A 22,637-nucleotide genomic window follows, 5' to 3' on the forward strand; every position below is an offset into this window, starting at 1 on the left:
CCGGATCTTTCGGTAGTCCGGCGGTCTTCAGGCGCCTGTGCGGCAGTCATCAGGCGCTTGTCCGGCGCCTGTCCGGTCGGGGATGTGGGCGGGAAGTCGCTTTCCCGGCGCAACGTGCGCGCGGCCGTCCCCGCTGCCCGCCGTCTACGCGTTCCGCCCCAGCGTGCTCTCGCGGGCGATGAGCCGGTAGTCAGCCCAGACGCGCCGGGGCTCGGGCGCCTGGCCGCTGAGCCGGGCCAGCACCGACTCCACCGCCATCCGCGCGATCGCCTCCTTGTCCGGCGACACCGAGGTGAGCGTGACCGCCCCGAAGTGCCCCTCCACGACATCGTCGAAGCCGACCACGGCGACGTCCTCGGGCACGCGCATGCCGCGCTCCGACAGCACCCGCATCGCACCGATGGCGATGGGGTCGTTGTACGCGAACACGGCGTCGGGCCGGCGCCCGGTCTCCAGAATCCGGGTCATCGCGGCCGCGCCGTCCGCGTGCCCCCAGCCCTCGGTCGTCGCGATCAGCCCGTCGTCCACGGAGCGGCCCGCCGCGAGAAGTTCCTCGCGCCACCCCTGAACGCGCAGGTGGGCGGGTTGACTGTGGCCACGGCGGGCGCCGATGAACGCCACCTCGCGGCGCCCCAGGTCGATCAGATGACGGACGGCGGCGCGGGCCGCGGCGACGTTGTCCACGGCGATGTGGTCGTACGGCAGGTCGTAGTGGCGCTCGCCGAGGAGGACCAGAGGCACGTTCTCCGTCCGCTCGCGCAGGTCTTCCGCCTCCAGCTCGATGGGGCTGAGGATCAGGCCGTCGATGACGCGGGCGCGGAACCCCTGACTGACCAGGACCTCTTGCTCGCGCCGGCCTCCGGTGTGGTCGAGGAGCACGATGTAGTCGTGCACGGCGGCGGCGTCGATCACCGCGGCCGCGAGTTCGGCGAAGTACGGGTTGCCCAGCTCGGGCAGGGCGAGGGCGATGATGCCCGTCCGCCCCTGACGCAGGTGCCGCGCGGTGAGGTTGGGCCGGTAGCCGAGCTCGTCGATGGCCTGCTGCACCCGCTCGCGCATCGCGGGAGTGACGTGCTGGTAGTTGTTCACCACATTCGAGACGGTCTTGATCGACACGCCCGCACGCGCGGCGACGTCCTTGAGGCTGACCCGCACAACATTCCTTCCGGTGGCCTGCCGGGCGCCGGGGACCGGTGCGTGCCCGCACGGCGCCGGAGCCATGGCCCCGGCGCAAAGGCTCTGGAGCCGGGCTTGCAACGTTATACGTCCACATGGTGAATGGTGGCAAGGGGATGGATCCACCCAGGACCGGCCGCTGGACCAGCGGCTCGACCGTCGAGGGAGCAGACCCTCGTCCTCCCGCGCACCGACGCCGTGGCACGCCGGGATCCGCCCGGCGCGCCACGATCGGTCAAGACGTCAGAGCAGCCGCCACAGATGGTCGTCCGTCCCGTTGTCGTCGAACTGGACGACCTGCGCGCTGTCGGCCGTCGACATCCCGTCCACGCCGAGGACCTTGCCGCTGTTCTTGTTGCGGATCCGGTACCACCCGTCCCCGCTGTCGACGAGCGCCCACAGGTGGTCGGCGGTGCCGTTGTCCTCGTACTGGACGACGTGTGCGCTGTTGGTCGTCGACATCCCGTCGACCCCGAGGACCTTGCCGCTCTGGCCGTTGCGGATCAGGTGCCAGCCGTCGCCCTTGTCGACGATCTGCCACGCGTGGTCGCCCGTACCGGAGTTGGCGAACTGGACGACGCGGGCACTGTTCTCGGTCGACATGCCGTCGACCGCCAGGACCTTCCCGCTGTGCTTGTTGGCGATCCGCCGGAACGCCGGCTCCGGCGTCCACGCCCTGCCGTCGGGCGAGGCCTGGGGGAACGCCGTGATCCGCAGCCGGGCCGCGCCCATCGGGACGAGCGTCACCGTCTCCACGGGCGCCTCGCTGCGGGCCGGTCCGCTCTGCAGGGGTGCGACGACGTGCTCGTCGTCCGCGACCCACTCCTCGATACGACGGGCGCGCGCCGTGATGTGCACCGGCGTCGTCCCGTGGGTGAAGGGGTTGTCCCCGACCGGTCCGTCGTCGCGCCGGAACGCGAGGCCGGCGTCGGGGGACAGGCCGTAGTTCCAGGCGGAGGTCGCGTGCACCTCGTAGTGCGGGAACGTGTCGTCGCCCGCGTAGCGCTCGTACTTCTCGCCGATCCTCAAGGAGTAGGTGAGTGGTCCGTGGCCGACGCTGACGGCGTCATGGTTGCCGGGCCAGTGGCGTACGGAAGTGTGCTGCGGCAGGCGCAGCGTCACCACGTCCCCGTCGTGCCAGGTGCGCTCCACCCTGGCCCACACCGGTCCGTCCTCGGCCGCCAGACGCTTGCCGTTGACGAGGAGTTCGGGCCCGCGGCACCACCCCGGGATGCGGAGCTGGAGCGGGAAACGCACAGGTTTCGGGGTGGCGAGCCGGAACTCGACGGTCTCGGTGAACGGGTAGCCCGTCTCCTCGACGATGGTCACCTCGGTGCCGCCGGCGACCCGCGTGCGGAGCGTGCATGGGGCGTACATGGCGGCGGCGAGACCGTCGCCGGGCGTGGCGAGCCACAGCTCCTCGTTGAAGTAGGGCCAGCCCATGCCGTAGTTGTGCGGGCAGCAGCGGTACTGGTCGACGCCGGGCTGCAGGGACTGCATGGCGAAGCCGTTCTGGAACTGCCCTTGTGTCTTGGGGGTGTTGTTCAGGTCGATGCTGTTGGCGCTCGTGACGTAGTGCAGGGACTTGCCCTGTGGGTCGAGCGCGGCGGGCAGCATGTTGAACGCGAGTTCCTCGCAGCGGTCGGCCCACACCGGGTCGCCCGTGATGCGCGTGAGCAGTTCGTGGCTGGCCATGAACTCGACGATGCCGCAGGTCTCGAAGCCCTGCCTGGGGTCGCCGAAGCCGGGCCGGTAGTTCTCGTCGCCCGCCATGCCACCGCCGGGGAACTGGCCGTACGCACCCATCACGGCGTCGTAACCGTCGTAGGTGGCCCGGGTCAGCTCGGCCGAGCCGGTGAGTTGTGCGTACTGGGCCGGCTCTCGGAATCCCTGGGCGATGTTCACGTTGTGGCGCGAGGGCGTATCGCCTGTCCAGTCCGCCCCGAGGGTGTGCATCTTGCCCGCCAGGTCGAGAAGGAATTTCTCTCCGGTACGGCGGTACAGCCACACCACGATGTCGAGGCCGTCGCCCCAACGGAAGGAAACCCAGCTGGAGTTGAAGGCCCCGGGTCCCTGGGCGTTCATGAAACTCAGGAAGCGGGTCACGAACGGGACGACGCGCTCGTCGCGCGTGTACTCCGCGTAAGTCCGCAATGCCATCAGCAGCGGCAGGAACGGCCAGAAGTCCGGACCGCCGTTGAGCGCGGTCCGCAGAGCGCGCGGGCCGAAGAAGCCGTCGCTCTCCTGTGTGGCGAGGATCGCGTCGATCCACTCGCGCGAGCGGGCCAGGGCGTGTGCGTCACCGGTGGCGACCGCGAGCGGCACGTAGCCGCGCAGCCAGTACGGCAGTTCCTCCCACGCGCCGCGCTCGGGGTGCACCCAGCCGGTGTTGTCGAAGTCCAGGAAGTGGGAGAGGTCCTCGTACCGGCCGCACAATCCGTCGAGCTGGAGCTTCAGCTGTCCGGCGAGCCAGCCACGGGCGGTCACACTGCCCGAGGGCAGCTTACGGAACGCGTCCGGAAGCAGTGTGCCGGCCGACGGCCGTGAAGCCGCCGCCGCGGACGGGGCGAACGGGCCGCCGAGCGCCGCGGCGCCCAGGCCCAGGGCGCCGGCACCGAGAAGAGCGCGTCTGCTGACAGGCATGCGGGTGCTCCTGTTCGGGGGGTACGGGGGAGGAGGCGTGAGCGGGGTCGTGAACGGGGTCGTGCACGGGGGAGGAGGGCGAGCCGCGCCCCGGTCCCCCTTTCGCCCCGAGAGGCGCGAAAGGGGGACCGGGCACAGGTCGGACCGACCGGGCTCAGCTGCCGGAGCAGCCGGCCACGGTCGCCTGCGACGCGTCGCGGATCAGCGCTTCCTGCGCCGCCCTGACCCGCTTCACATCCGGCTTGACGATCTTGCGGTCGTACGTCAGCAGGCCGTTGAGCTCACCCTCGACGTCCGAGATCTGCGTGTACACGGCGCCGTTGCTGCCCTGGCAGGCAAGCTTGTGCACCTCGGCGAGCCGCGCGAGGTAGTCGTCCGTGTACTTCGCCGGGTCGACATCCACGTACGACTGCTGCACCGCCCAGGCGTGACCCGGCACCGCGAGGCCGAGGCCGCCGTACTCGCCGCTGACCAGGGCGCGCTTGCCGTCGGGGTGCGGCGGCAGGGCCGGGCTCGGGTAGCCGTGCTCGTCCATGATGTCGCCGGTCCCGCCGTCCGCCCCCAGGTTGAGGCCCGACATGTTGTTGACCAGCCGCGTCGGGTCCCAGGCCTTGGCCTGTTCGGCGATGCGCCCCACGTCGTACTGGCCCCAGCCCTCGTTGAAGGTGACCCACATGACCACCGAGGGGTGGCTGCTGTGCTGGTCGATCATCGTCTTCATCTCGCGCTCGTACTCGGCACGCGCGGCCGCGTCGGGCGCCGCGCTCATGGCCGGCATGTCCTGCCACACCATCAGACCCAGCTTGTCCGCCCAGTAGAACCAGCGGTCGGGTTCGACCTTGATGTGCTTGCGGACCGAGTTGAAGCCCATCTGCTTGTGCATCTTCAGGTCGTAGGCCAGCGCCTCGTCGGTCGGTGCGGTGTGCAGCCCGTCGGGCCAGAAGCCCTGGTCGAGCGTGGCCATCATGAAGACGGGCTTGCCGTTGAGGAGGGTGCGCGGCGTGCCGTTCACCTTCTCGACCGAGATGGAGCGCATCCCGAAGTAGCTGCCGACGCTGTCCTTGCCGACGTTCACCTTGAGGTTGTAGAGGAACGGGTCGTCGGGCGACCACAGATGCGCCTTGTCGATCTTCAGGGTCAGCGGCGCGCCGGTGACCCCACTCGCCGTGGCGACCCTGCGCTTGCCGTCGTACGCCGTCGCCGTGACCGGCACGCCGTCCCGTACGCCCTTGGCCTCGACGGTGGCCTTGCCCGCCGCGACGTCCGGGGTGATCTTGAGGTCGGCGGCGTGGTCGGCCGCGACCGGCTCCATCCACACGGTCTGCCAGATACCGGAGGAGGGGGTGTACCAGATGCCGCTCGGGTCCAGGCGCTGCTTGCCGACCGGCGGGTTCTCGCCGCCCTGCGCGTCCGTCGGGTCGTAGACGCCGACGATCAGCTCCTGGGTCCGGCCGGGCTTCAGCGCGTCCGTGACGTCGGCGCTGAACTTGTCGTAACCGCCCTTGTGTTCGGCGACCTTGGTGCCGTTGACGTACACCTCGGACTGCCAGTCGACGGCGCCGAAGTTCAACTGGAGGCGCTTGCCGTCCCCGACCTTCCAGCCCGCGGGGACCGTGAAGGTGCGGCGGTACCACATGCGGTCCTCATGGCGCTCGATGCCGGAGAGCTGCGACTCGACCGGGTAGGGCACGAGGATCTTCTCGCCGAGCTGCTTGCCGACCGGCGGCTTGTCGCCGGACTTCGCCGCGGCGAACTGCCACTCGCCGTTGAGGTTCTGCCAGGCGTCCCGGGTGAGCTGCGGGCGCGGGTACTCGGGGTGGGCGTTCTTCGGCCCCACCTCGTCGGCCCACTTGGTGCGCAGCTCGTACTCCGAGTCGTTCGGGCCGCTGCTCCAGAACTGGCCGACGGCCTTGCCGTCCGTTCCCGTCAGCCCGCCCTTGCCGTCATACGTGAGATCGGCCTGGCCGGACGCGCCGCCGCCCTTCTTGCCCACGACCGGCTCCTTGAGCCCGACGAGCAGGGTGCGGGGGTCGGCCGGGTCGGCCTTGATCGTGGAGAGCGGCCACTGGGCGCCGCCGATCACGGCCTGGAGATGATCCGCGATCCCGGCCGGCGGGGCCGCGAGGGACTGCGCGAAGTCGAGCTTGAGCGTGCGGCCGTCCTTGAGGACGGTCGTGGATATCGCCCCGTCGTAGTCCCAGCCGTCGGGCAGCCGGAAGGCGGAGGAGGGGATCGCTTCCTTGGTCTCGCCCGGCTCGGTCCAGCGCAGATGGAGGTTCGAGCCGCCGAAGTGCTCGAAGTATTCGACCTTGATGTCGTAGGCCTGACCGGCCGTCAACTCGACGGGCTGGGAGGTCTGTTCCTTGTCCCAGTCGTCGACCCAGTGGTCGATGGCGAGCTTGCCGTCGACCCACAGCCGGAACCCGTTGTCGCCGGTGACGGAAAACGTTGTCGCGCCGGTCTTCTCCGGCACGACCTTGCCCGTCCAGCGCACACTGGCGTCGTCGGCCTGGCCGGTGGCGGTCCGCAGCCGCGGCTCGAGGGTGTCGAAGTCGAGTTTCGGGTCGAAACCGGTGGCCTTGAGCTCGTGGAAGTCGAAGGCTCCGGGGGCGGACTGGGTGTAGTACTCGCCCTTGAGGCCGTGGGGTTCGACCGGGTCGTCGGCCGCTGTCGCCGACGGCGACACGGTGAGTGCCGCGAGGCCCAGTCCCGCGGCCAGCAGCATGGCCAGTCGGCCTCTGAGTCGTTTGGTGCGCACGAATCCTCCTTGACTGAGGAAGGGGGGCGGCTCGTCGCTTGCGTCTGTACAACGTTGGAAGGAACGGGCAGTTGGCATGACAGCACGCCCTCAGGGGCGCTGTCCAGAGTCATGACAAGACGGCCCCCGGGTACCGCCGGGGGCCTTCCGGATCAGCGCACGCCGCGCAGCAGCTTGCCCTCGGTCGACAGATAGCCGGTCTTGTAGTCGTAGCGCGGGGCGGCGGCGAAGATGAGGTAGAGGTACTTCATGTTCTCCGCGAACCAGTACGCCGGAGTCAGATCTCCGAGCATCATCGGTGAGGCGGTCACGTCCGACGCGATGGTGTAACCACCGTCGACGCGCAGGTTCTTCATCCCCTGGAAGTACGTCCACGCGGTGTCGCGCCACTCCCGCCGGCCGTCGAGCTGGAAGAGGTTGAACGAGGAGTTCACGTACTCCGGCCTCAGCTGGTTGCCCTTCTGCGTCGCCGAGAAGTCGGTGTAATCGATCTCCTCCGGCAATACGGGGTAGCGCTGCATCACCGCAGACCAGGACCGGTAGTACGCCTCGCCGTGCGGCCGGTCGCCGCCCATCGCGAGGAGACCGCCGTAGAACGAGGCGAGCTCAGAGGCGCGGGTCCCGGTGGTCTCGCCCGTGTTCATGTCGACCTGGCGGAACCACAGATGACCGTCGACGGTCACCGACTGGCGCCGCAGGATCGCGTTCGTGGTCTCGCGGTACCAGTCGAGCAGGTCCCGGTCGCCGAACAGCTCCCAGCCGCCCCACAGGTACTCGTAGAACGAGTCCACCGGCGGGTTCGGAGCCGTGTCGGTCCCGTCGGCCCACTTCCCGGTCTCGACGTTCAGCGACGTGCCGAGCAGCCCGAGCGGCGAGATCCGCCGCATCGTCTCGCGGTAGGCCTTCTTCGCCGCACGGTAGTATTTCTGATCACCCGTCAGCTGCGAGAGCATCCCGAACTCAAGGATGTTCGTGCCCACTTCGGCCAGCGGAGGCGTGTTCCCCGAGACGGCACCGGTCCGCATGTTGACCTGCGTGTACGGGATGCCGGTCGGCGACTTCGTGAACGCCGGGAGGAGCCGGTCCGCAGCCTCACGGGTCAGCTCCAGGAGCCTCGGCCTGCGGGTCACCAGATAGCCGGACAGCAGGCCGCCGACCACGCGGATGATCGCCTCGAAGACATGGAAGTCGCCGTCGATGTCGAGGTCGAGGTGCTTCTCCAGGTAGTCGCAGCTCAGCTTCAGCTCGTCGTCGAGCTCCATCAGGTAGAGCGTGTCCAGCGCCTCGATCACCGACAGTGCGACGGGGTGGCCGGGGATGAAGAACTCGCTGCTCGTGCCGGACACGGGCTTGACCTCGTCGTGCCCCCAGGCGGCCTTCTTGTAGCCGTTCCAGCCGTGGAGGAACTCGGCGCGCACCTGGGCCGCCTTCGCGCGGTCCGCCGGGGGAAGGCGGTGGCCGCCCGAGACTGCGGCGGGTCTTGCCGCCGCCGCGGCGAGAGGGGAGCCCAGCAGGCCGGACGTCGCGGCCGTGGCGCCGAGCAGGGCGGAACCGCGCAGAATGCCGCGGCGGGTGAGGCTTCTCTTGCCGGGGGAGGAGGGGGAGGAGGGATCGGGGGGAGGGAAGGGGGAAGGGAAGGGGGAAGGGAAGGCTGACGTCATGCGGGGGATCTCGCCTTCTGCCCAACAGCTCACGGCTGCAGGGCAATTGATAACGTTGTCACCGTTCGCGGGGGCGCTGTCGCCGAATGTGGAGGGACTCTGGTTGCTGACGGGTTGTCAGAGAAGGTAGCGCTCGGCTCTCTTGTTCACGGCCTCGACGCGCAGCCGCGCACACCGCAGGTGCGGAGGCGGCGCCTCACCACGTGTTGCTGTACGACGTGCGCTTCACCACGTGGTGCTTTACAACGTTATATGAGCTGGGTGGCACGGAGGCAAGGGTGCGGTCAGGGCCAATTCGGCTTGCCCTGCGGGGACCTGACGGGTGGGTGGACGAGGTGCCGCGTCCGTGCTGTCGTGCGCGGGCCGCCTACGCCGCCTCGTAGCGGTGGGCCCGCCCGCCGCGCCACTTCACCCAGGCCGGATCATCGAGCAGCGTCTCCGCGTCCGGCAGCCCGTCACGGCGCAGGAACTCGACGATGTCCGTGTCGGAGTGCGCGAGGCCGAGGATCCGTCCGTGCGCCGTCCCCCTGCGCCCGCCTGTGGGTGAGGGGCGGTGCGTGACGATCGGCACGACGTCCATAAGTTCAGGGTCATCCGAATGCCGGGCGCGTGCATCCGGTGGCCAGGCGTTTTTCCTGGAAGATAGAGACAGAGCCCCGCTCGGCCCACCCCCCCCGGCCGGGCGGGGCTCACTCTGTGCGTGCGGGCTCTTCGGCGGTTGTCCGTCGGAGGTGATACGCAATCCCCTTGCTATTGCACGTAATGTGCAACAAGCTGGTCCGGTCCTTACTGCCCGCCTCAGGACGCGGAGCCACGACATGCCCCAGCTGGTGCCCGAAGCAGGACCCCAACGCGTCATCGCCGCATCGAACTTCGTCAACACCATCGGCAGTGGCCTCTATCTGACAGCCGGAGTCCTCTACTTCACCCAGGACGTCCGTCTCCCCGCGACGCAGGTGGGACTCGGACTCGGTGTCGCCGGCTTCGCCTCGCTCGCCATGGGCATAGCCGCCGGTCACCTCGCGGACAGGCGCGGGGCGCGCGGCGTCTACGCGGCGACCATCGTCGTGCAGGCGCTGGCGACGGCGGGATTCGTCCTGGTGGACAGCTTCTGGCCGTTCGTCCTGGCCGTCTGTGCCGCGACGGGGGCGACAGCTGCGGGACGGGCCGCGCGCAGCCCGCTCATCAGGCGCTTCGGCGGGGAGCGTCCGCAGGAGTACCGCGCCTACCTCAGGGCCGTCACCAACACCGGCATCTCCCTCGGCGCGCTGCTGGCGGGCCTGGCTCTCCAGGTCGGCACCCACACCGCGTACCAGCTCCTGGTCATCGGCAATGCTGTCGCCTTCGGCGCATCGGCCGCCTTCCTGCTCTTCCTGCCGCCGGTGGCTCCGGAACCGATGTCCGCCGGTCCCCGCTGGATCGCGCTGCGGGACCGGCCCTACCTCCTCCTCACGGCGCTGGACGGCATCATGGCGATCCAGTTCAAGGTGCTGACCGTGGCCATTCCGCTGTGGCTGGTCGTCTCCACCAGCGCGCCGCACTGGCTCGTGTCGGGCACGATGCTCGGCAATACCGTGATGGTGATCGTCCTTCAGGTGCGGGCCAGCCGTTCCGTCGACTCCCCGGCGGCGGCCGGGGGCGCGTACCGGCGGGCAGGGGTGGTCTTCCTCGTCTCCTGTTCGCTGATCTCCCTGTCCGCGGGCGTCCCGGCGTGGGCCGCCGCGACGCTCCTCCTGGCCGCGGTGGCGGTCCACACCGTCGGCGAACTGTGGCACTCCGCCGCGGGGTTCGAGGTGTCCTTCGCTCTTGCCCCCGAACGCGCCACCGGCCAGTACCTCGGCGTGTTCGGCCTGGGTGCGGGCCTGGCCGACGCGCTCGGCCCCAGCCTGCTGATCGCGCTCTGCATCACGTGGGGCCGGCCCGGCTGGTACGTCGTGGGAGCCCTGTTCACCGTCACAGGCCTGGCGGCCCCCACCGTCGTCCGATGGGCTCAACGCCCCACGCCCGCAAGGGACATGCCGCTCGATGTGGCATGGAAGGAGACGGCCGCGTGAAGGGCCTCGGGTTCGGTCAGGGGCGGACGAGGACCTTCAGTGCCTCGCGTCGGTCCATGGTGCGGTATCCCTCGGGGACTTCGTCCAGCGTGATGGTGCGGTCGAATACGCGGCCGGGCTCCACGGTGCCGTCGAGAACGGCCGGCATGAGTTCGTCGATGTAGGCGCGCACCGGGGCCGGGCCGCCCGTCAGCGTGATGTCGGGGCCGAAGAGGCTGTCGAACCCGACCGGCGCGTCCACGTACTGCGGCAGGCCGACGCGGCTGATGCCCCCGCCGGGAGGCACGACACCGGCCGCCATCTCGTAGGCGTCCATGTGACCGACGGCTTCCAGGACCGCGTGGGTGCCGTCGCCGTCGGTGAGTTCACGGACCTTCTCGATCCCCTCCTGGCCCCGTTCGGCCACCACGGCGGTGGCTCCGAAACTCGACGCCGAGATCGATGCGTTCCTTAGGGCGCCCCATCAGGATGACGCGCTCGGCGCCGAGTTGCCGGGCGGACAGTACGGCCAGCAGGCCGACCGCGCCGTCGCCGATGACCGTCACGGTGGTGCGCGCGTCGACGCGAGCCCGCTTCGGCGCGTGGTGGCCGGTGCCGTAGACGTCGGCCAGAGTGAGCAGGGACGGGAGGAGGGCGGAGTCCACGCCGACGGGCAGCCGCACCAGCGTCCCCTGGGCCTGCGGTGCGCGGATCGCCTCGGCCTGGGCGCCGCCGATGCCGTCGGTGCCCCAGAATCCGCCGTGGCGGCAGGAGGTCTGCAGCCGCTCACGGCAGAAGTCGCAGGTGTTGTCGGCCCGGACGAACGGGGCCACGACGAGGTCGCCGCGCTGCAGTCCCGACACGTCCGAGCCGAGTTCCTCGACCACGCCGAGGAGTTCGTGGCCCATGGGCGTGCCCTGCTCGGAAGCCGGGATGGTTCGGATATGTGGTCGAGTCTACGACGGTTTCCGGCCAGGCAGTAGCACGGAATGGCCCAAGTGCAAGGCGCGGAATTGCCCCACATGGATGGGCCGATACGCGCGTACCGTCATCGACATGCCGAACCTGCTGCCGCCCGCCGGCCCTCAACGCACGCTCGCCCTCGCCCAGTTGAGCAACTCGCTGGGCGACGGTGCGTACTACGTCACCTCGGCGCTCTACTTCACTCACGTGGTCGGCCTCGCGCCCGCCAGGATCGGCCTCGGTCTCACCGTCGCCTGGGCGGCCGGATCCGTCGTCGGGGTGCCGCTCGGCCGGATCGCGGACCGCCGGGGCCCCCGCGGAACGGCGGTCCTGCTCGCCCTCGCGACCGGCGCCGCGGTCGCCTCCTTCCTGGCCGTACGCGATTTCCTCCCCTTCCTCGTGGCCGCCTGCCTCTACGCGAGTGCGCAGTCGGGACTCGCGGCCGCACGCCAGGCGCTGCTCGCCGGTCTGGTGACCAAGGAGGACCGCACCGGTGCGCTCGCTCACCTGCAGTCGACCCTCAACGCGGGTCTCGCGGTGGGCGCGGCGCTCGGCGGCCTCGCACTGTCCGCCGGGACGAGGTCTGCGTATCTCGCGGTCTTCGCGATCGACGCCCTGAGCTTCGTCCTGTGCGCGCTCGTCCTGCTGCGGCTCCCGAGCGTCGCACCGGCTCCGGCCGTCCGGGGAGCGCGGCTCGAAGTCCTGCGGGACCGGCCCTACGCCACGGTGACGCTCCTCAACACCGTCCTTCTCCTGCGGATGCCGCTGCTCAGCCTCGGGCTCCCGCTGTGGATCAACGAGCGCACCGACGCCCCCACGTGGCTCGTCTCCGCCCTCTTCATCCTCAACACCGGCGCCGTGATGCTCTTCCAGGTCCGCACGGCCCGCTCGGTCTCCGGCCTCCCGACGGCGGCCCGAGCCATCCGCCGGTCAGGCGTGCTGATGCTCCTGGCCTGCGGTGTCTTCGCCGCCTCGGCCTCCGGGTCGGTCTGGGCCGCGGTCGCGGCCCTGGTCGGGGGATCGGTGCTCCTGGTCGCTGCCGAGATGCTCCAGTCGGCCGGATCCTGGCAGCTCGGCTTCGACCTGGCCCCGGCCGGACGCATCGGCGAGTACCAGGGCTTCTTCGGTACGGGCGTCACGGTCGCCCGCACACTGGGCCCGCTGCTGCTCACCGCGTTGCTGCTGGGGATGGGCACGCCGGGCTGGCTGCTGCTCGGCGGCCTGGTCCTGGCGGCGTCGTACGCGCTGGGGCCCGTGGCGCGGTGGGCGGCGAAAACGCGCCAGGATCCGACGCCCGTACGGATCACGGCCTCGCCCGCGTGACGCCGATGCTGCGGACGGGTACGCCAAGGTCGTCCTGCGCGGCAAGCGTCACTGATGCCTCGTCATCGCACAGTCTCCCGGAAGGAGACCGCCCCACCATGACCGAACCCGACTCGTCGATCCCGCGGTTCCACCTGGCCATGCCCGTGGACGACCTGGCCGCCGCCCGGTACTTCTACGGTGAGGTGCTCGGCCTCGAGCAGGGCCGGAGCGCCGGCACCTGGGTGGACTGGAACCTCCACGGCCACCAGTTCGTCACCCACCTCGCCCCCACCCGCGCCCAGCACGTCCACAATCCCGTCGACGGACACGACGTGCCCGTACCGCACTTCGGCCTGATCCTCACGATCCCGGCGTTCCAGGAGCTCGCCGACCGGCTCCGCGCCGCGGACACGAAGTTCGTCATCGAGCCCTATGTGCGCTTCGCGGGCGAGCCCGGCGAGCAGTGGACGATGTTCCTCCTCGACCCGGCGGGCAACGCCCTGGAGTTCAAGGCGTTCGCCGACGACGCGCAGGTCTTCGCCACCTGACCGCGCTATCCGGCGCCGCCGCCCGCCTTCGCCTTCACGTCCGCCTCGACGTCGTTCCTGGCGAGGCCCTCGTCCTTGGCGTACTCGGTGACGGCCTGCTGCACATCGCGGGCCAGGTCCCGCCACGCGCGCCAGGCGGTCTCGTAGGTCTGCGTCTGCGACTCGCTCAACGGCTCGAGCCCCGGTGGTCCGTAGCCGTCCCGCAGTCGCAGGACCTCGTGGTGTGCCGCGTTCGCGGCCTGCTGTCTCTCGACGAGTTCGTCGAAGGTGTGTGCCACGCAGCGGATCCTAGGTCGCCGTCGAGGCGATCCCGGTCAGCGCTCGCGCGGGTGACACGAATGCCGGAGGGGTGTGAGCGAAACGGGTCAGGGGCGGCGCCGTCCGGCGCCGCCCCTGACCCGTCCGGCGAGTTCCCTCAGGACTGGGGGCGCTTGCCGTGGTTCGCGGCGTGCTTGCGGCGGGCCTTCTTCTTGCGGCGTCGCTTCGAGGACATTGCTACCTCCCAGGTGTCGCTGTTCTTCGGTCCTGCCCGGATGAGCGTGCCCACCCAGACGATCATCCGGCCGCCTACCCAAGGACGCGACCGGTAATGACGTAACCCATGCCACCACTCCCGCCCCCCGATCGACCGGGCGACGCGCCGCTGAGGCGATCTGCCTGCGGGCTGCTCGCGCCCAGGCGGATCGACCCTAAGGTGCATGTGGATTTGCCTAAAAGTATTAGGCAACTGCATAATCGATTTCGTTGATTGGAGTGGACGTTATGGTTCGTGTAGGGCTGACCAGGGAACGCCTGATCCGGGCGGGCGCCGAGCTGGCCGACGAGGTCGGGTTCGACAAGGTGACCGTCTCGGCGCTCGCGAGACAGTTCGACGTCAAGGTCGCGAGCCTGTACTCGCACCTGAAGAACTCCCAGGAACTCAAGACCGGGATCGCGCTGCTCGCCCTGGAGGAGCTGGCCGACCGGGGCGCCGCGGCACTGGCCGGGCGCGCGGGCAAAGACGCCCTCGCCGCCTTCGCGAACGTCTACCGCGACTACGCCGGGGAACACCCCGGCCGCTACGCGGCAGCCCAGCTGCGGCTCGACCCGGAGACGGCGGCCGCCAGCGCCGGCGTCAGGCACGCGCAGATGACGCGGGCGATTCTGCGTGGCTACGACCTCACGGAGCCGGACCAGACCCACGCGGTCCGCCTCCTGGGCAGCGTCTTCCACGGCTACGTCAGCCTGGAGATGCAGGGAGGGTTCAGCCACAGCGCCCCCGACTCGCAGGAAAGCTGGTCGCGGATCCTCGACTCCCTCGACGCCACGCTGCGGAACTGGCCCGCACCCTGACCGCGGCCGAGCGCGCCCCACGGCTCGGGCCCGCCCGGATGACCCGGACCCTCCAGACACATTGATCAACAGGTTGAGGCAGCAATGCACATGAGCGACAACTGGACCACCACACCCGTCACCGATGACCTCGTGCGCGGCGCCTGCGAGGTGGAGCGCACCGAGCACGGCGTGCTCCCGCACCGGCTGCCCGCGCGGGCGCGCGCACAGTGGTCCGACGGACAACTGGCCATGGCGGAGTCCCAGCCCTCCGGCGTGCGACTGGTGTTCCGCACCAGGGCCACCGTCATCGAGCTGGACGCGCTCCGGACCAAGATGGCCTACAAGGGTGCGCCGCCCCGTCCGGACGGCGTGTACGACCTGCTGGTCGACGGCCGCCTGGCCGCGCAGGCCGGCGTCACCGGCGGCAACGTACAGGTGATGGACATGACCACAGGCACCAGGGAGACCCGGCCCGGCCCCATCGGCAGCGTGCGGTTCACCGGCCTGCCCGACCGGCTGAAGGACGTCGAGATCTGGCTGCCGTACAACGAGATCACCGAGCTGGTCGCCCTGCGCACCGACGCCCCGGTCGAGTCCGCGCCGGACAGCGGACGCAAGGTGTGGCTGCATCACGGCAGTTCGATCAGCCACGGCTCGGACGCCGCGAGCCCCACCACGACCTGGCCGGCGCTGGCCGCATCCCTCGGCGGCGTGGACCTGATGAACCTCGGCCTGGGCGGCAGTGCCCTGCTCGACCCGTTCACCGCGCGCGCCATGCGGGACACCCCCGCGGACCTGATCAGCGTCAAGATCGGCATCAACATTGTCAATGCCGACCTGATGCGCCTGCGCGCCTTCGCCCCGGCGGTGCACGGTTTCCTCGACACGATCCGCGAGGGGCACCCGACCGTGCCGCTGCTGGTCGTGTCACCGATCTACTGCGCCATCCACGAGGACACTCCGGGCCCCAGCGTCCCGGACTTCAGCAACCTCAGCGCCGGCAGGCTCCAGTTCATGGCCATCGGTGACCCGGCGGAGCGGGCGGCCGGGAAGCTGACGCTCAACGTCATCCGGGACGAGCTGGCGCGCGTCGTGAAGCAGCGGGAGGCGGACGACGCGAACCTGTACTACCTCGACGGCCGCGACCTGTACGGCGAGGCGGACTTCGCCGAGCTGCCGCTACCGGACCAGCTCCATCCGGACGCCGCGGCCCAGCGCCGTATCGGCGAACGCTTCAACGCACTGGCCTTCGGTACGGACGGGCCGCTCGCCTTCGCGGCGACCGGGGGGCGTCCCTGAGGCTCAGCCCTGCCACGGACCGCGCAGCGTCACCCGCGGCGCCCGGTGCCGAGCCTCTGTTCCGTCAGGCGCATCGCGACGCGTACCGCCGCGACCGCGCCGACGGACAGGACGACGGCGAACCCCGTCATGGTCGCCTCGACGCTCGTATGCCGGATGACCACGCTGAGCAGGATCGCGGGCAGGCCCATGCCCAGATAGGCGATCGTGAAGAAGACGGCGAGAACGCCCGCTCGTGACTCCGGCACCGCTAGGGCACCGGCCCACCCGATGCCGCTCTTGAACAGCAGCCCGGCGCCCGCTCCGGCCACCGACACGGCGACCAGGAAGAGCGGCAGCGTGGGGAAGTGGAGGGACAGGGCGACCAGGCCGAGACCGAGCGGGAACACCACCGCGCCCGTCGCCGCGAGCCGCCGCGGCGGGAGAGCCCCGAGAGCGAGCTGGCCGAGGGCCGAGGCGGCGAACATCAGCGTCGGGGCGAGGCCCCCGATGATGTGCGAGTCGATGCCCAGCTTCGTGCGGAGCACGATGGCCCCCAGGGCACTGATGACGCCGAGCAGGGCGAACGCGAAGGTGCCGAGGGCCGACGCCGCGGCGAAGGCGGCCCCCGTTCCGCGGCGGAGCGCGAAGCGGGGCGGCCGGTCGTCACCGGCGTCGGCCAGGGCCCCGCGGTCCACCGTCTCCGGCGTGGCCAGCACCAGGACCAGGCTGACCGACAGCGCGATGGCGAAAGCAGCCTGAGTCGTCGTCAGTGGATGCGGGGCCCACTGCGCGATGAGCCCGGCCGTGAGAGGGCCGAGCGCGAGGCCGCCGAGGTTGGCGGCCGCGGCCACCACACCGGGAACGGCGGAGCCAGGACGGTCCGGATGCTCCTGCTGGTACAGGTCGTGCAGGTACATGGTGGCCGTGGAGGCCATGAGGCCCACACCGACTCCGTTGAGGAAGCGGCCGACGAGGAGACCGGGCAGCTCGGGCCATATCAGGTAGACCAGGGCGGCCACGATCGAGACGGCCAGCGCCGGGACGACGATCCGGCGCCGCCCCAGCCGGTCCGAGAGATGGCCGAGGGTGAGGAACCCTGCGGTGGCGCCGACGATCATCGTCGCGAAGGCCACCGTGACGGTCGTCGTGCCGAAGCCGTCACGGGCCTGGTACATGGGCCACAGGGGAGTGGGCTCGGTGCCGAACGCCATGAGGACGGTGAAGGCCAGAGCCGCGAACCAGAACCCGACCCCGTGGCCCACGGCCGGCCGTCGTCGACGCCCCACGGGAGCGCCGTGCCGCAGCCGTCGGATGCCGGCCGATGAGGACAGGGCAGACGAGGGCACGGAGGGTGAGGTCGACGGCGGCGTGGTGGGCGGGGCACTGGGAGCGGACATGAGCTTCCCCCTTTTTCGCTCTTTTCGCTGACGGTCGTCGGCGCCTGGTGTGCATGCGCCGACGACCAGGGTCCGTTCCCGGGGGCATTACGTCCAACGATCTTCTTTGCTGGTCACCATCAGAACCAGTGATGATGGATCCATGGAACTGCGCCATCTCGAATACTTCGTCGCGGTCGCCGAGGAGCTGAGCTTCACCGGCGCCGCGCGGCGCCTGCACGTCGTCCAGTCCGGTGTCTCGGCCACCATTCGTGACCTGGAGCGCGAGGTGGGGGTCGCGCTGTTCGACCGGTCCGCACGACGGGTCGAACTGACGGGCGCGGGCGCGGCGCTGCTCCCCGAGGCGCTGGCCACCCTCGACGCCGCCCGCGGAGCGCTCGACGCGGTACGGGCCGGCCGGGGAGTGGTGCGCGGCACCCTGCACATCGGATACCTCACGGCTGTCCGGCTGCTGGATCTGCCCAGCCTGCTCGAGTCCTTTCACACGGAGCATCCGGATGTGGCGCTGCGGCTGCGGGTTTCGCCGAGCGGGTCGGCGGGACTCGCGCAGAGCCTGCTCGCCGGGCGTCTCGATCTCGCGATCCTCTCCCTGCCCGGCGCCCCCGGGAGGCCTCCGGCGGGGCTGACGCTACGGCAGGTGGCCTCGGTGCCGATGGTCCTGGTCGTCCCGGCCGGCCACCGTCTCGCATCGCGGGACGCCGTCTCCGTGGCCGATCTCGCCGACGAGCAGTTCATCGACTTCCCCGTCGGCTACGGCAACCGGGATCTGGTCGACCGGGCCTTCGCCGCCGCCGGCATCGAGCGCCGGGTCGCTCTCGAAGTGACCGACATCAGCGCGGCGTCGGCCTTCGTCCGGCATCGTCTCGGCATCGCGTTCCTGCCCGAGTTCGCGGCGCTGCCCGACGAGGCGGGGGTGCGCGTACTGAACCTGGTGGACGAACAGCTGCGGTTCGACCTGCACGTCGCCACCGCCACCGCGCGCCGGCCGAGCGCGGCGCTGGAAGCGCTGCTCCAGCATGTGGAGCGGCTGCTGTAGGCGGCGTGAGGCGGCCTGTGGCCTGCGATTATGCTGGGCGGTCTCGGAGGGGGAGGACGATGTGACGGCTGTGCGAATGATCATTGTGGTGGCGGTGACCTCGGTTGTTCTGACCGTGCTGTTCCTCGCGCCGGCGGCGCTTCCGGACACGTGGCAGTACGTCATCTACTCGCCTGCCGGCGTCGGCCTGTGGATCCTGGCCATGCTGTTCGGGCCCGCGTTCATGGTCGTCCTGAAGTGGAACTGGATCAGGCACGGCTGACCGGGCCGGCGAGATGTCGGCCATCGCATCGGCGTGTGCTTGATACACCTATTCCGCAACCACTGCCCATGGTTTGACGGTCCGTATGCATAATGCTCGGCATGAAGAAGTTGATCTCCGCGGACCGGGCCCTGTCGGTTCGGACGTGTCCTCATCCGGACCCGTGACCAGAGGCTGACCGACTCCGGCACGACAACTGGCAGGACAATCGGCGGGCCACGGGGGGCTCGCGACGCTCTTAGACGTGGAGACAGTTAATCGATGCGCCCCCGGACGCTGTTGCGGGCCTTGCTGACGGAGCGGGGCTGCGGCCAATTCGCTACGTTCGAAGAAGAGTTCACCCGGTCCGCCCAGCTCGCAGCCGCGAAACTGAGCCGCCCCGACCTGGCGACGGTGACCGCCTCCCAGGCCACCTGGAAGCGCTGGCTCTCCGGGGACCAGATACCCCGCAGCGACGCCGGTGCCGTCCTCGAGTTCATGCTCGGCGTCGACGTCGAGACGCTCCTGCGGCCCGCGGTGGAGCGCGGCGTCGTACTGCCCCAGATCGCACCCAGTGCCGCGCGGGACGCGGCGCGGCTCCTGAACGCCATGTTCGACACGTCCTACCTGGACCCCATGGGCCGGGCCTCGGGCATGGAGGGTGTGTGGCACCTGGACGGGCAGCGGTTCTTCGACGGAACGTCCGTCGCAGTCCAGCTCTACGAGGCCGCCGAGCAGGACGGCCGCGTGGTCATCGAGCCCCACCACCACGCCCACGTACAGGCCTTCACGCGGGCCACGCGCCGCGCGCTGCTCCTCGGAACCCTCGGCGACGACGGCCTGTACGCACTGGACGCGGCCCACGCCCGCCGGCAGTTAGCGGTCACCGCCGAGACGCTGCCGATCTCGACCCCGTACAAGATCGACGACCTCACGTACGGGCTGCTGTGGGCGATGCTGAATCTCGACGACAGCCTGCTGGCCAACGACCACGTGCTGCACGCCGAACAGCAGACCCTGGAACCCCTGTGGGCGCAGCGGCGTTCGGCGGTCGCGCGCTCCGCCGTGCCGGAGCTCACCAACGTCGGCAGTGCCTGGCTCGGCATGTACTTCTGTGCCGAGCACATCATCCGGCGCCTGGACGAGGTCAGTCCGCCGCCGGTCTTCTGGACCCCGGTGCGGACGGGGGAGGAGGCCGCGGTGTGGCTGTTCTTCGCGTCCTGGACGCAGTTCCGCCACGCCCTCCAGGAGCGCCTCGCCGACGGTGAAGCCGCCCCCGAGCGGGTCTTCTGCATCCGTGAGGGGGACGCCGGCGCGAGCCAGCGCTACGAGCGGATCCTGCTGTGGCTGGCGGTGGCCATGATGGAACGCGACGGGCAGACCATCTGGGTGTGTGCCGAGCCGGAGTACAAGCGCATCGACGGCTTCGTACTCGTGCCCGGACGCCGCGTCATCTCGGCCAACTGGCTCGGCTCCGAGGGAATTTGGCATGTCGACACCACCGACAGCCTGGCCGACGTCAGCGCCTACGCACAGGTCGTCGAGCACGCCCGCCGCCAGAGCATCACCAAGGGCGACAACTCGGAGGATCGGCTGCGGTCGCTCGCCCGCCATCTCGACCTCGACTGGGGCTGGCTGGTGCGGCGCTGCCGAGAGCTGGGCGCGTACGGCCTCGCGGGGATGCTGCGCCCGCGCAGCCGCCTGATCTCCGTCGACGAACTCGAGCGCGTACTGCGTTTCGCGGGCGAGTTCGGCGAGTGAGGGTCACGGCGGGGTCGGGGACCGGGCCCGTGACAGGGCCCGTGGCCGGGCCTGGTCCGGCCACCGGGGACGGGCAGGGTCGTTTGCGGGTCGTTGCGGGTTCCCTCGGGGTGCGGGGGAGTGGTGACGCATTCGGCTACCGGGCGGTAAGGCCGCCGGTCTCACACCTGGAAGAGGCAAACGACCCCGGAACGACCCTGGTTTCCCATAGCTCCGCCCGGCCCGGACCGACAGAGTTGATGTTCGTCGCCGAGGCCGTTTTGCCACGCGACAGCCACCCTGGACAAGATGCACGCGAGTCACAACGAGCCTCCGTCGCAAGGAGGTTCGCACGACCGTGGGCGCGGCCGACACGTACAAGGACGTCGGCGCGCCGGCGCTGCCCCCCGCTCGTCTTGAGGACGCCTATGTCTCACTACTCGTCGGACGCCACCGCATCCGGCGCCCACCGCGGCCGGAGAGCCGGCAAGGCTGCTCCGGCCGACCTGAGGACCGAGCGTGGCCTGCGGCAACGCACCACGATGCTCGGGATGGCCCCCGCCGGGACGGTGGCCGTCCTCGCGGGCGGAGCGTTCGCCGTCTCCGCGGCGGGGGCCTCCGGACCGCTGGTGTGGGGCGCGGGGGTCTCGGCCGGAGTGTGCTGCGCGGCGGTCCTGGCCGTCGCACGGCGAGCCGCGCACAGCACCGCCGACGCGCTCACCCGGCAGCGCGCCGAGAACGACGCGGCGGTCGGCGAGTGGATCAAGCATCTGACGTCGCTCGCCGCCGAAGGGCACCAGAGCGTCGCGCGGACCGCGGAGCAACTGCGCACCGGCGACCGCCCCGACGCCCCCGCACCCGTCCCCGAGACGGCCGCGACGCACGCGTTCGGCGCGCTGGAACAGCACCTGCGGCACTTCCAGCACACGGCGCAGGCCGCCGTGATCCACGCGGGCACGCGCCAGCAGGTGGATGCCTTCGTCAACATCGCCCGGCGGCTGCAGCTCCTGGTGACGCGCGCGCTGAAGCAACTCGACGACGCCGAGCGGGTCGTCGAGGACCCCGAGCACCTCGACCGGCTCTACACGATCGACCACCTCGTCACCCGCGTGCACCGCGCGGTGGAGAGCCTCGCGGTCCTCGGCGGCGCCGTACCCCGCCACTTCAGCTCCCCGGTCCCGCTCGCCACCGTGCTGCGCCAGGCCGTCGCGGAGATCGAGCACTATCCCCGCGTTCGCGTGCTGCCGCCGCCGTCCGGCTACGAGGTCCTCGGCCACTCCGCCGTCGAGATCATCCACCTCATCGCCGAACTCGCCGAGAACGCCACCAAGTTCTCGCCGCCCCACACGCAGGTGATGATCCGCGCCCAGATGGCCGCGTCCGGCATGGTCGTGGAGATCGAGGACCGCGGCCTCGGCATGCCCGCCGAGGTGCGGGACGAGATGAACCGCCTCCTCGCCCAGCCCGAACTCTTCGACGTCGACCAGCAGTTGCAGGACGGCCGCACCGGCCTGTTCGTCGTCGCGAAGATAGCCAGGCGGCGAGGGCTCGCCGTACAGCTCCAGGAGAACCTCTACGGAGGCGTCCAGGCGGTCCTGGTCCTGTCGCACTCGGTGCTCAGCGAGTCCCGCGTCGCTCAGCCGGGACAGAAGGCGGCCGGGCAGAAGCCGGCCGCGCAGCAGGCAGCGACGCCGAAGGCCCCCGCCGAGCCCGAGCCGTCCCGCGCGCCCGCCCCGGTCGCGAGCCGCCGGGCGCAGCCGTTGCCCGCAGCCGTGGACCCCGCACGGCCCCACGCACCCCGGGAGGCCACGGCCGTGACCACGCAGCCGCCCCTTCCCCAGCGGCAGGTGCCCGCCGCACCGGCCGCCGCCACGCCGGCCGAGGACCCCACAGGGCGCCCGGTTCTGGCGCAGCGGAACAAGGAACGCCGCTCACACCTCTCCCCCCAACTGCGCGAGCAGGGGCCGGCCGCCGACCACGGCGACGGCGAGTCGATCGACGCAGGCCTGCTCGCCCGCTTCACCGCGGGGCTGGAGCGGGCCGAGCAGGACGACGGGGCCACCCCCGGATCTCCGGTGGCACCCACTCAGCGCTATGACTCCCAGGAGTACCGATGACCCAGCCATCATTCGACCAGGACCTGGACTGGCTGCTCGCCGATCTCGCCGCCAGGTTGCCCGCCGTGACGGGCGCGGTGCTGGCCTCCAGCGACGGCGTGATGCGCCACAGCCACGGTCTCGGCTACGACGACGCGGACCGGCTGAGCGCCATCACCACCGGCATGTGCTCGCTCGGCGGCGGACTCGGCACCATCCAGCGCGCTTTCGGCGGGGTCGAGCAGGTCATCGTCCAGGGCGAGGGCGGCTATCTGTTCGTCTCCCGCGCCGGCGTCAACGGCGTACTCGGTGTGCTCACCGACAAGAGCGCCGACGTCGGGGTGGTCGGCTACGAGATCGCGATGCTCGTGAAGAGCGTCAGGGGCCACCTCGGCACGCCCGCGCGCACCGCACCGGGGCCCACCGGCGCGCTGGTCGACTAACG

18 protein-coding genes and 1 pseudogene are annotated in these 22,637 nt (G+C 70.6%); 10 read left to right on the forward strand and 9 right to left on the reverse strand.

Going from position 1 to position 22,637, the window contains the following annotated elements; translation table 11 throughout:
- Positions 1 to 144: 144 nt before the first annotated feature.
- The 5 genes from AC07EJ_RS22395 to AC07EJ_RS22415 form a co-directional block, all read right to left on the reverse strand.
- Positions 145 to 1,155: a LacI family DNA-binding transcriptional regulator gene (locus tag AC07EJ_RS22395; protein ID WP_389485313.1), complete on the reverse strand. Its 1,011-nt coding sequence runs from the start codon at positions 1,153 to 1,155 to the stop codon at positions 145 to 147.
- Positions 1,156 to 1,419: 264 nt separating this feature from the next.
- Entirely contained in the window at positions 1,420 to 3,819 is a 2,400-nt protein-coding gene (locus tag AC07EJ_RS22400) for a beta-L-arabinofuranosidase domain-containing protein (protein WP_478884796.1), read from the reverse strand.
- Between the two features lie 154 nt (positions 3,820 to 3,973).
- Positions 3,974 to 6,577, reverse strand: a complete 2,604-nt coding sequence (locus AC07EJ_RS22405) for a PA14 domain-containing protein (protein WP_389485317.1) — start codon at positions 6,575 to 6,577, stop codon at positions 3,974 to 3,976.
- Between the two features lie 152 nt (positions 6,578 to 6,729).
- Entirely contained in the window at positions 6,730 to 8,238 is a 1,509-nt protein-coding gene (locus tag AC07EJ_RS22410) for a glycoside hydrolase family 47 protein (protein WP_478884797.1), read from the reverse strand.
- Positions 8,239 to 8,605: 367 nt separating this feature from the next.
- Positions 8,606 to 8,818, reverse strand: a complete 213-nt coding sequence (locus AC07EJ_RS22415) for a hypothetical protein (RefSeq protein ID WP_478884798.1) — start codon at positions 8,816 to 8,818, stop codon at positions 8,606 to 8,608.
- A 238-nt stretch (positions 8,819 to 9,056) separates the two neighbouring features.
- On the opposite strand from AC07EJ_RS22415, the gene AC07EJ_RS22420 reads away from it, so the two are divergent.
- Positions 9,057 to 10,292, forward strand: coding sequence for an MFS transporter (locus tag AC07EJ_RS22420; RefSeq protein WP_478884799.1), 1,236 nt, complete (start codon positions 9,057 to 9,059; stop codon positions 10,290 to 10,292).
- A gap of 16 nt (positions 10,293 to 10,308) precedes the next feature.
- Here the strand turns inward: AC07EJ_RS22420 and AC07EJ_RS22425 are convergent.
- Positions 10,309 to 11,185 (reverse strand): annotated as a pseudogene (locus AC07EJ_RS22425) (zinc-binding dehydrogenase); the annotation flags it as partial.
- Positions 11,186 to 11,327: 142 nt separating this feature from the next.
- On the opposite strand from AC07EJ_RS22425, the gene AC07EJ_RS22430 reads away from it, so the two are divergent.
- Both AC07EJ_RS22430 and AC07EJ_RS22435 read left to right on the forward strand, forming a co-directional pair.
- On the forward strand, positions 11,328 to 12,557 hold the full coding sequence (locus AC07EJ_RS22430) for an MFS transporter (RefSeq protein WP_389485328.1): 1,230 nt from the start codon (positions 11,328 to 11,330) through the stop codon (positions 12,555 to 12,557).
- Positions 12,558 to 12,655: 98 nt separating this feature from the next.
- Positions 12,656 to 13,087, forward strand: a complete 432-nt coding sequence (locus AC07EJ_RS22435) for a VOC family protein (protein ID WP_389485330.1) — start codon at positions 12,656 to 12,658, stop codon at positions 13,085 to 13,087.
- Positions 13,088 to 13,092: 5 nt separating this feature from the next.
- Here the strand turns inward: AC07EJ_RS22435 and AC07EJ_RS22440 are convergent, their stop codons facing one another.
- Together AC07EJ_RS22440 and AC07EJ_RS22445 are read right to left on the reverse strand one after the other, a co-directional pair.
- On the reverse strand, positions 13,093 to 13,365 hold the full coding sequence (locus tag AC07EJ_RS22440) for a hypothetical protein (RefSeq protein WP_362903069.1): 273 nt from the start codon (positions 13,363 to 13,365) through the stop codon (positions 13,093 to 13,095).
- Positions 13,366 to 13,502: 137 nt separating this feature from the next.
- The gene (locus AC07EJ_RS22445) at positions 13,503 to 13,634 is read right to left on the reverse strand and encodes a 50S ribosomal protein bL37 (RefSeq protein ID WP_478884800.1); all 132 of its coding nucleotides are present in this window, start codon (positions 13,632 to 13,634) and stop codon (positions 13,503 to 13,505) included.
- 215 nt (positions 13,635 to 13,849) lie between these two features.
- Between AC07EJ_RS22445 and AC07EJ_RS22450 the strand changes: the two genes are divergently transcribed.
- Entirely contained in the window at positions 13,850 to 14,419 is a 570-nt protein-coding gene (locus tag AC07EJ_RS22450) for a TetR/AcrR family transcriptional regulator (protein ID WP_389490532.1), read from the forward strand.
- 84 nt (positions 14,420 to 14,503) lie between these two features.
- Entirely contained in the window at positions 14,504 to 15,700 is a 1,197-nt protein-coding gene (locus AC07EJ_RS22455; RefSeq protein ID WP_478884801.1) for a GDSL-type esterase/lipase family protein, read from the forward strand.
- A 29-nt stretch (positions 15,701 to 15,729) separates the two neighbouring features.
- Here the strand turns inward: AC07EJ_RS22455 and AC07EJ_RS22460 are convergent, their stop codons facing one another.
- Positions 15,730 to 17,079, reverse strand: coding sequence for an MFS transporter (locus tag AC07EJ_RS22460; RefSeq protein ID WP_389490537.1), 1,350 nt, complete (start codon positions 17,077 to 17,079; stop codon positions 15,730 to 15,732).
- 142 nt (positions 17,080 to 17,221) lie between these two features.
- Between AC07EJ_RS22460 and AC07EJ_RS22465 the strand changes: the two genes are divergently transcribed.
- The 5 genes from AC07EJ_RS22465 (at position 17,222) to AC07EJ_RS22485 (ending at position 22,635) form a co-directional block, all read left to right on the forward strand.
- Positions 17,222 to 18,115, forward strand: coding sequence for a LysR family transcriptional regulator (locus AC07EJ_RS22465; protein ID WP_389490539.1), 894 nt, complete (start codon positions 17,222 to 17,224; stop codon positions 18,113 to 18,115).
- Positions 18,116 to 18,176: 61 nt separating this feature from the next.
- Positions 18,177 to 18,377: a hypothetical protein gene (locus AC07EJ_RS22470; RefSeq protein ID WP_389490541.1), complete on the forward strand. Its 201-nt coding sequence runs from the start codon at positions 18,177 to 18,179 to the stop codon at positions 18,375 to 18,377.
- A gap of 261 nt (positions 18,378 to 18,638) precedes the next feature.
- Positions 18,639 to 20,117: a hypothetical protein gene (locus tag AC07EJ_RS22475; protein ID WP_389490544.1), complete on the forward strand. Its 1,479-nt coding sequence runs from the start codon at positions 18,639 to 18,641 to the stop codon at positions 20,115 to 20,117.
- Positions 20,118 to 20,524: 407 nt separating this feature from the next.
- Positions 20,525 to 22,213, forward strand: coding sequence for a sensor histidine kinase (locus AC07EJ_RS22480; RefSeq protein ID WP_389490546.1), 1,689 nt, complete (start codon positions 20,525 to 20,527; stop codon positions 22,211 to 22,213).
- On the forward strand, positions 22,210 to 22,635 hold the full coding sequence (locus AC07EJ_RS22485; RefSeq protein ID WP_389490548.1) for a roadblock/LC7 domain-containing protein: 426 nt from the start codon (positions 22,210 to 22,212) through the stop codon (positions 22,633 to 22,635). Before AC07EJ_RS22480 ends, AC07EJ_RS22485 begins: the two co-directional genes overlap by 4 nt.
- Positions 22,636 to 22,637 lie beyond the last annotated feature (2 nt).

The sequence above is a fragment of the Streptomyces sp. NPDC045026 genome, from assembly GCF_056432625.1.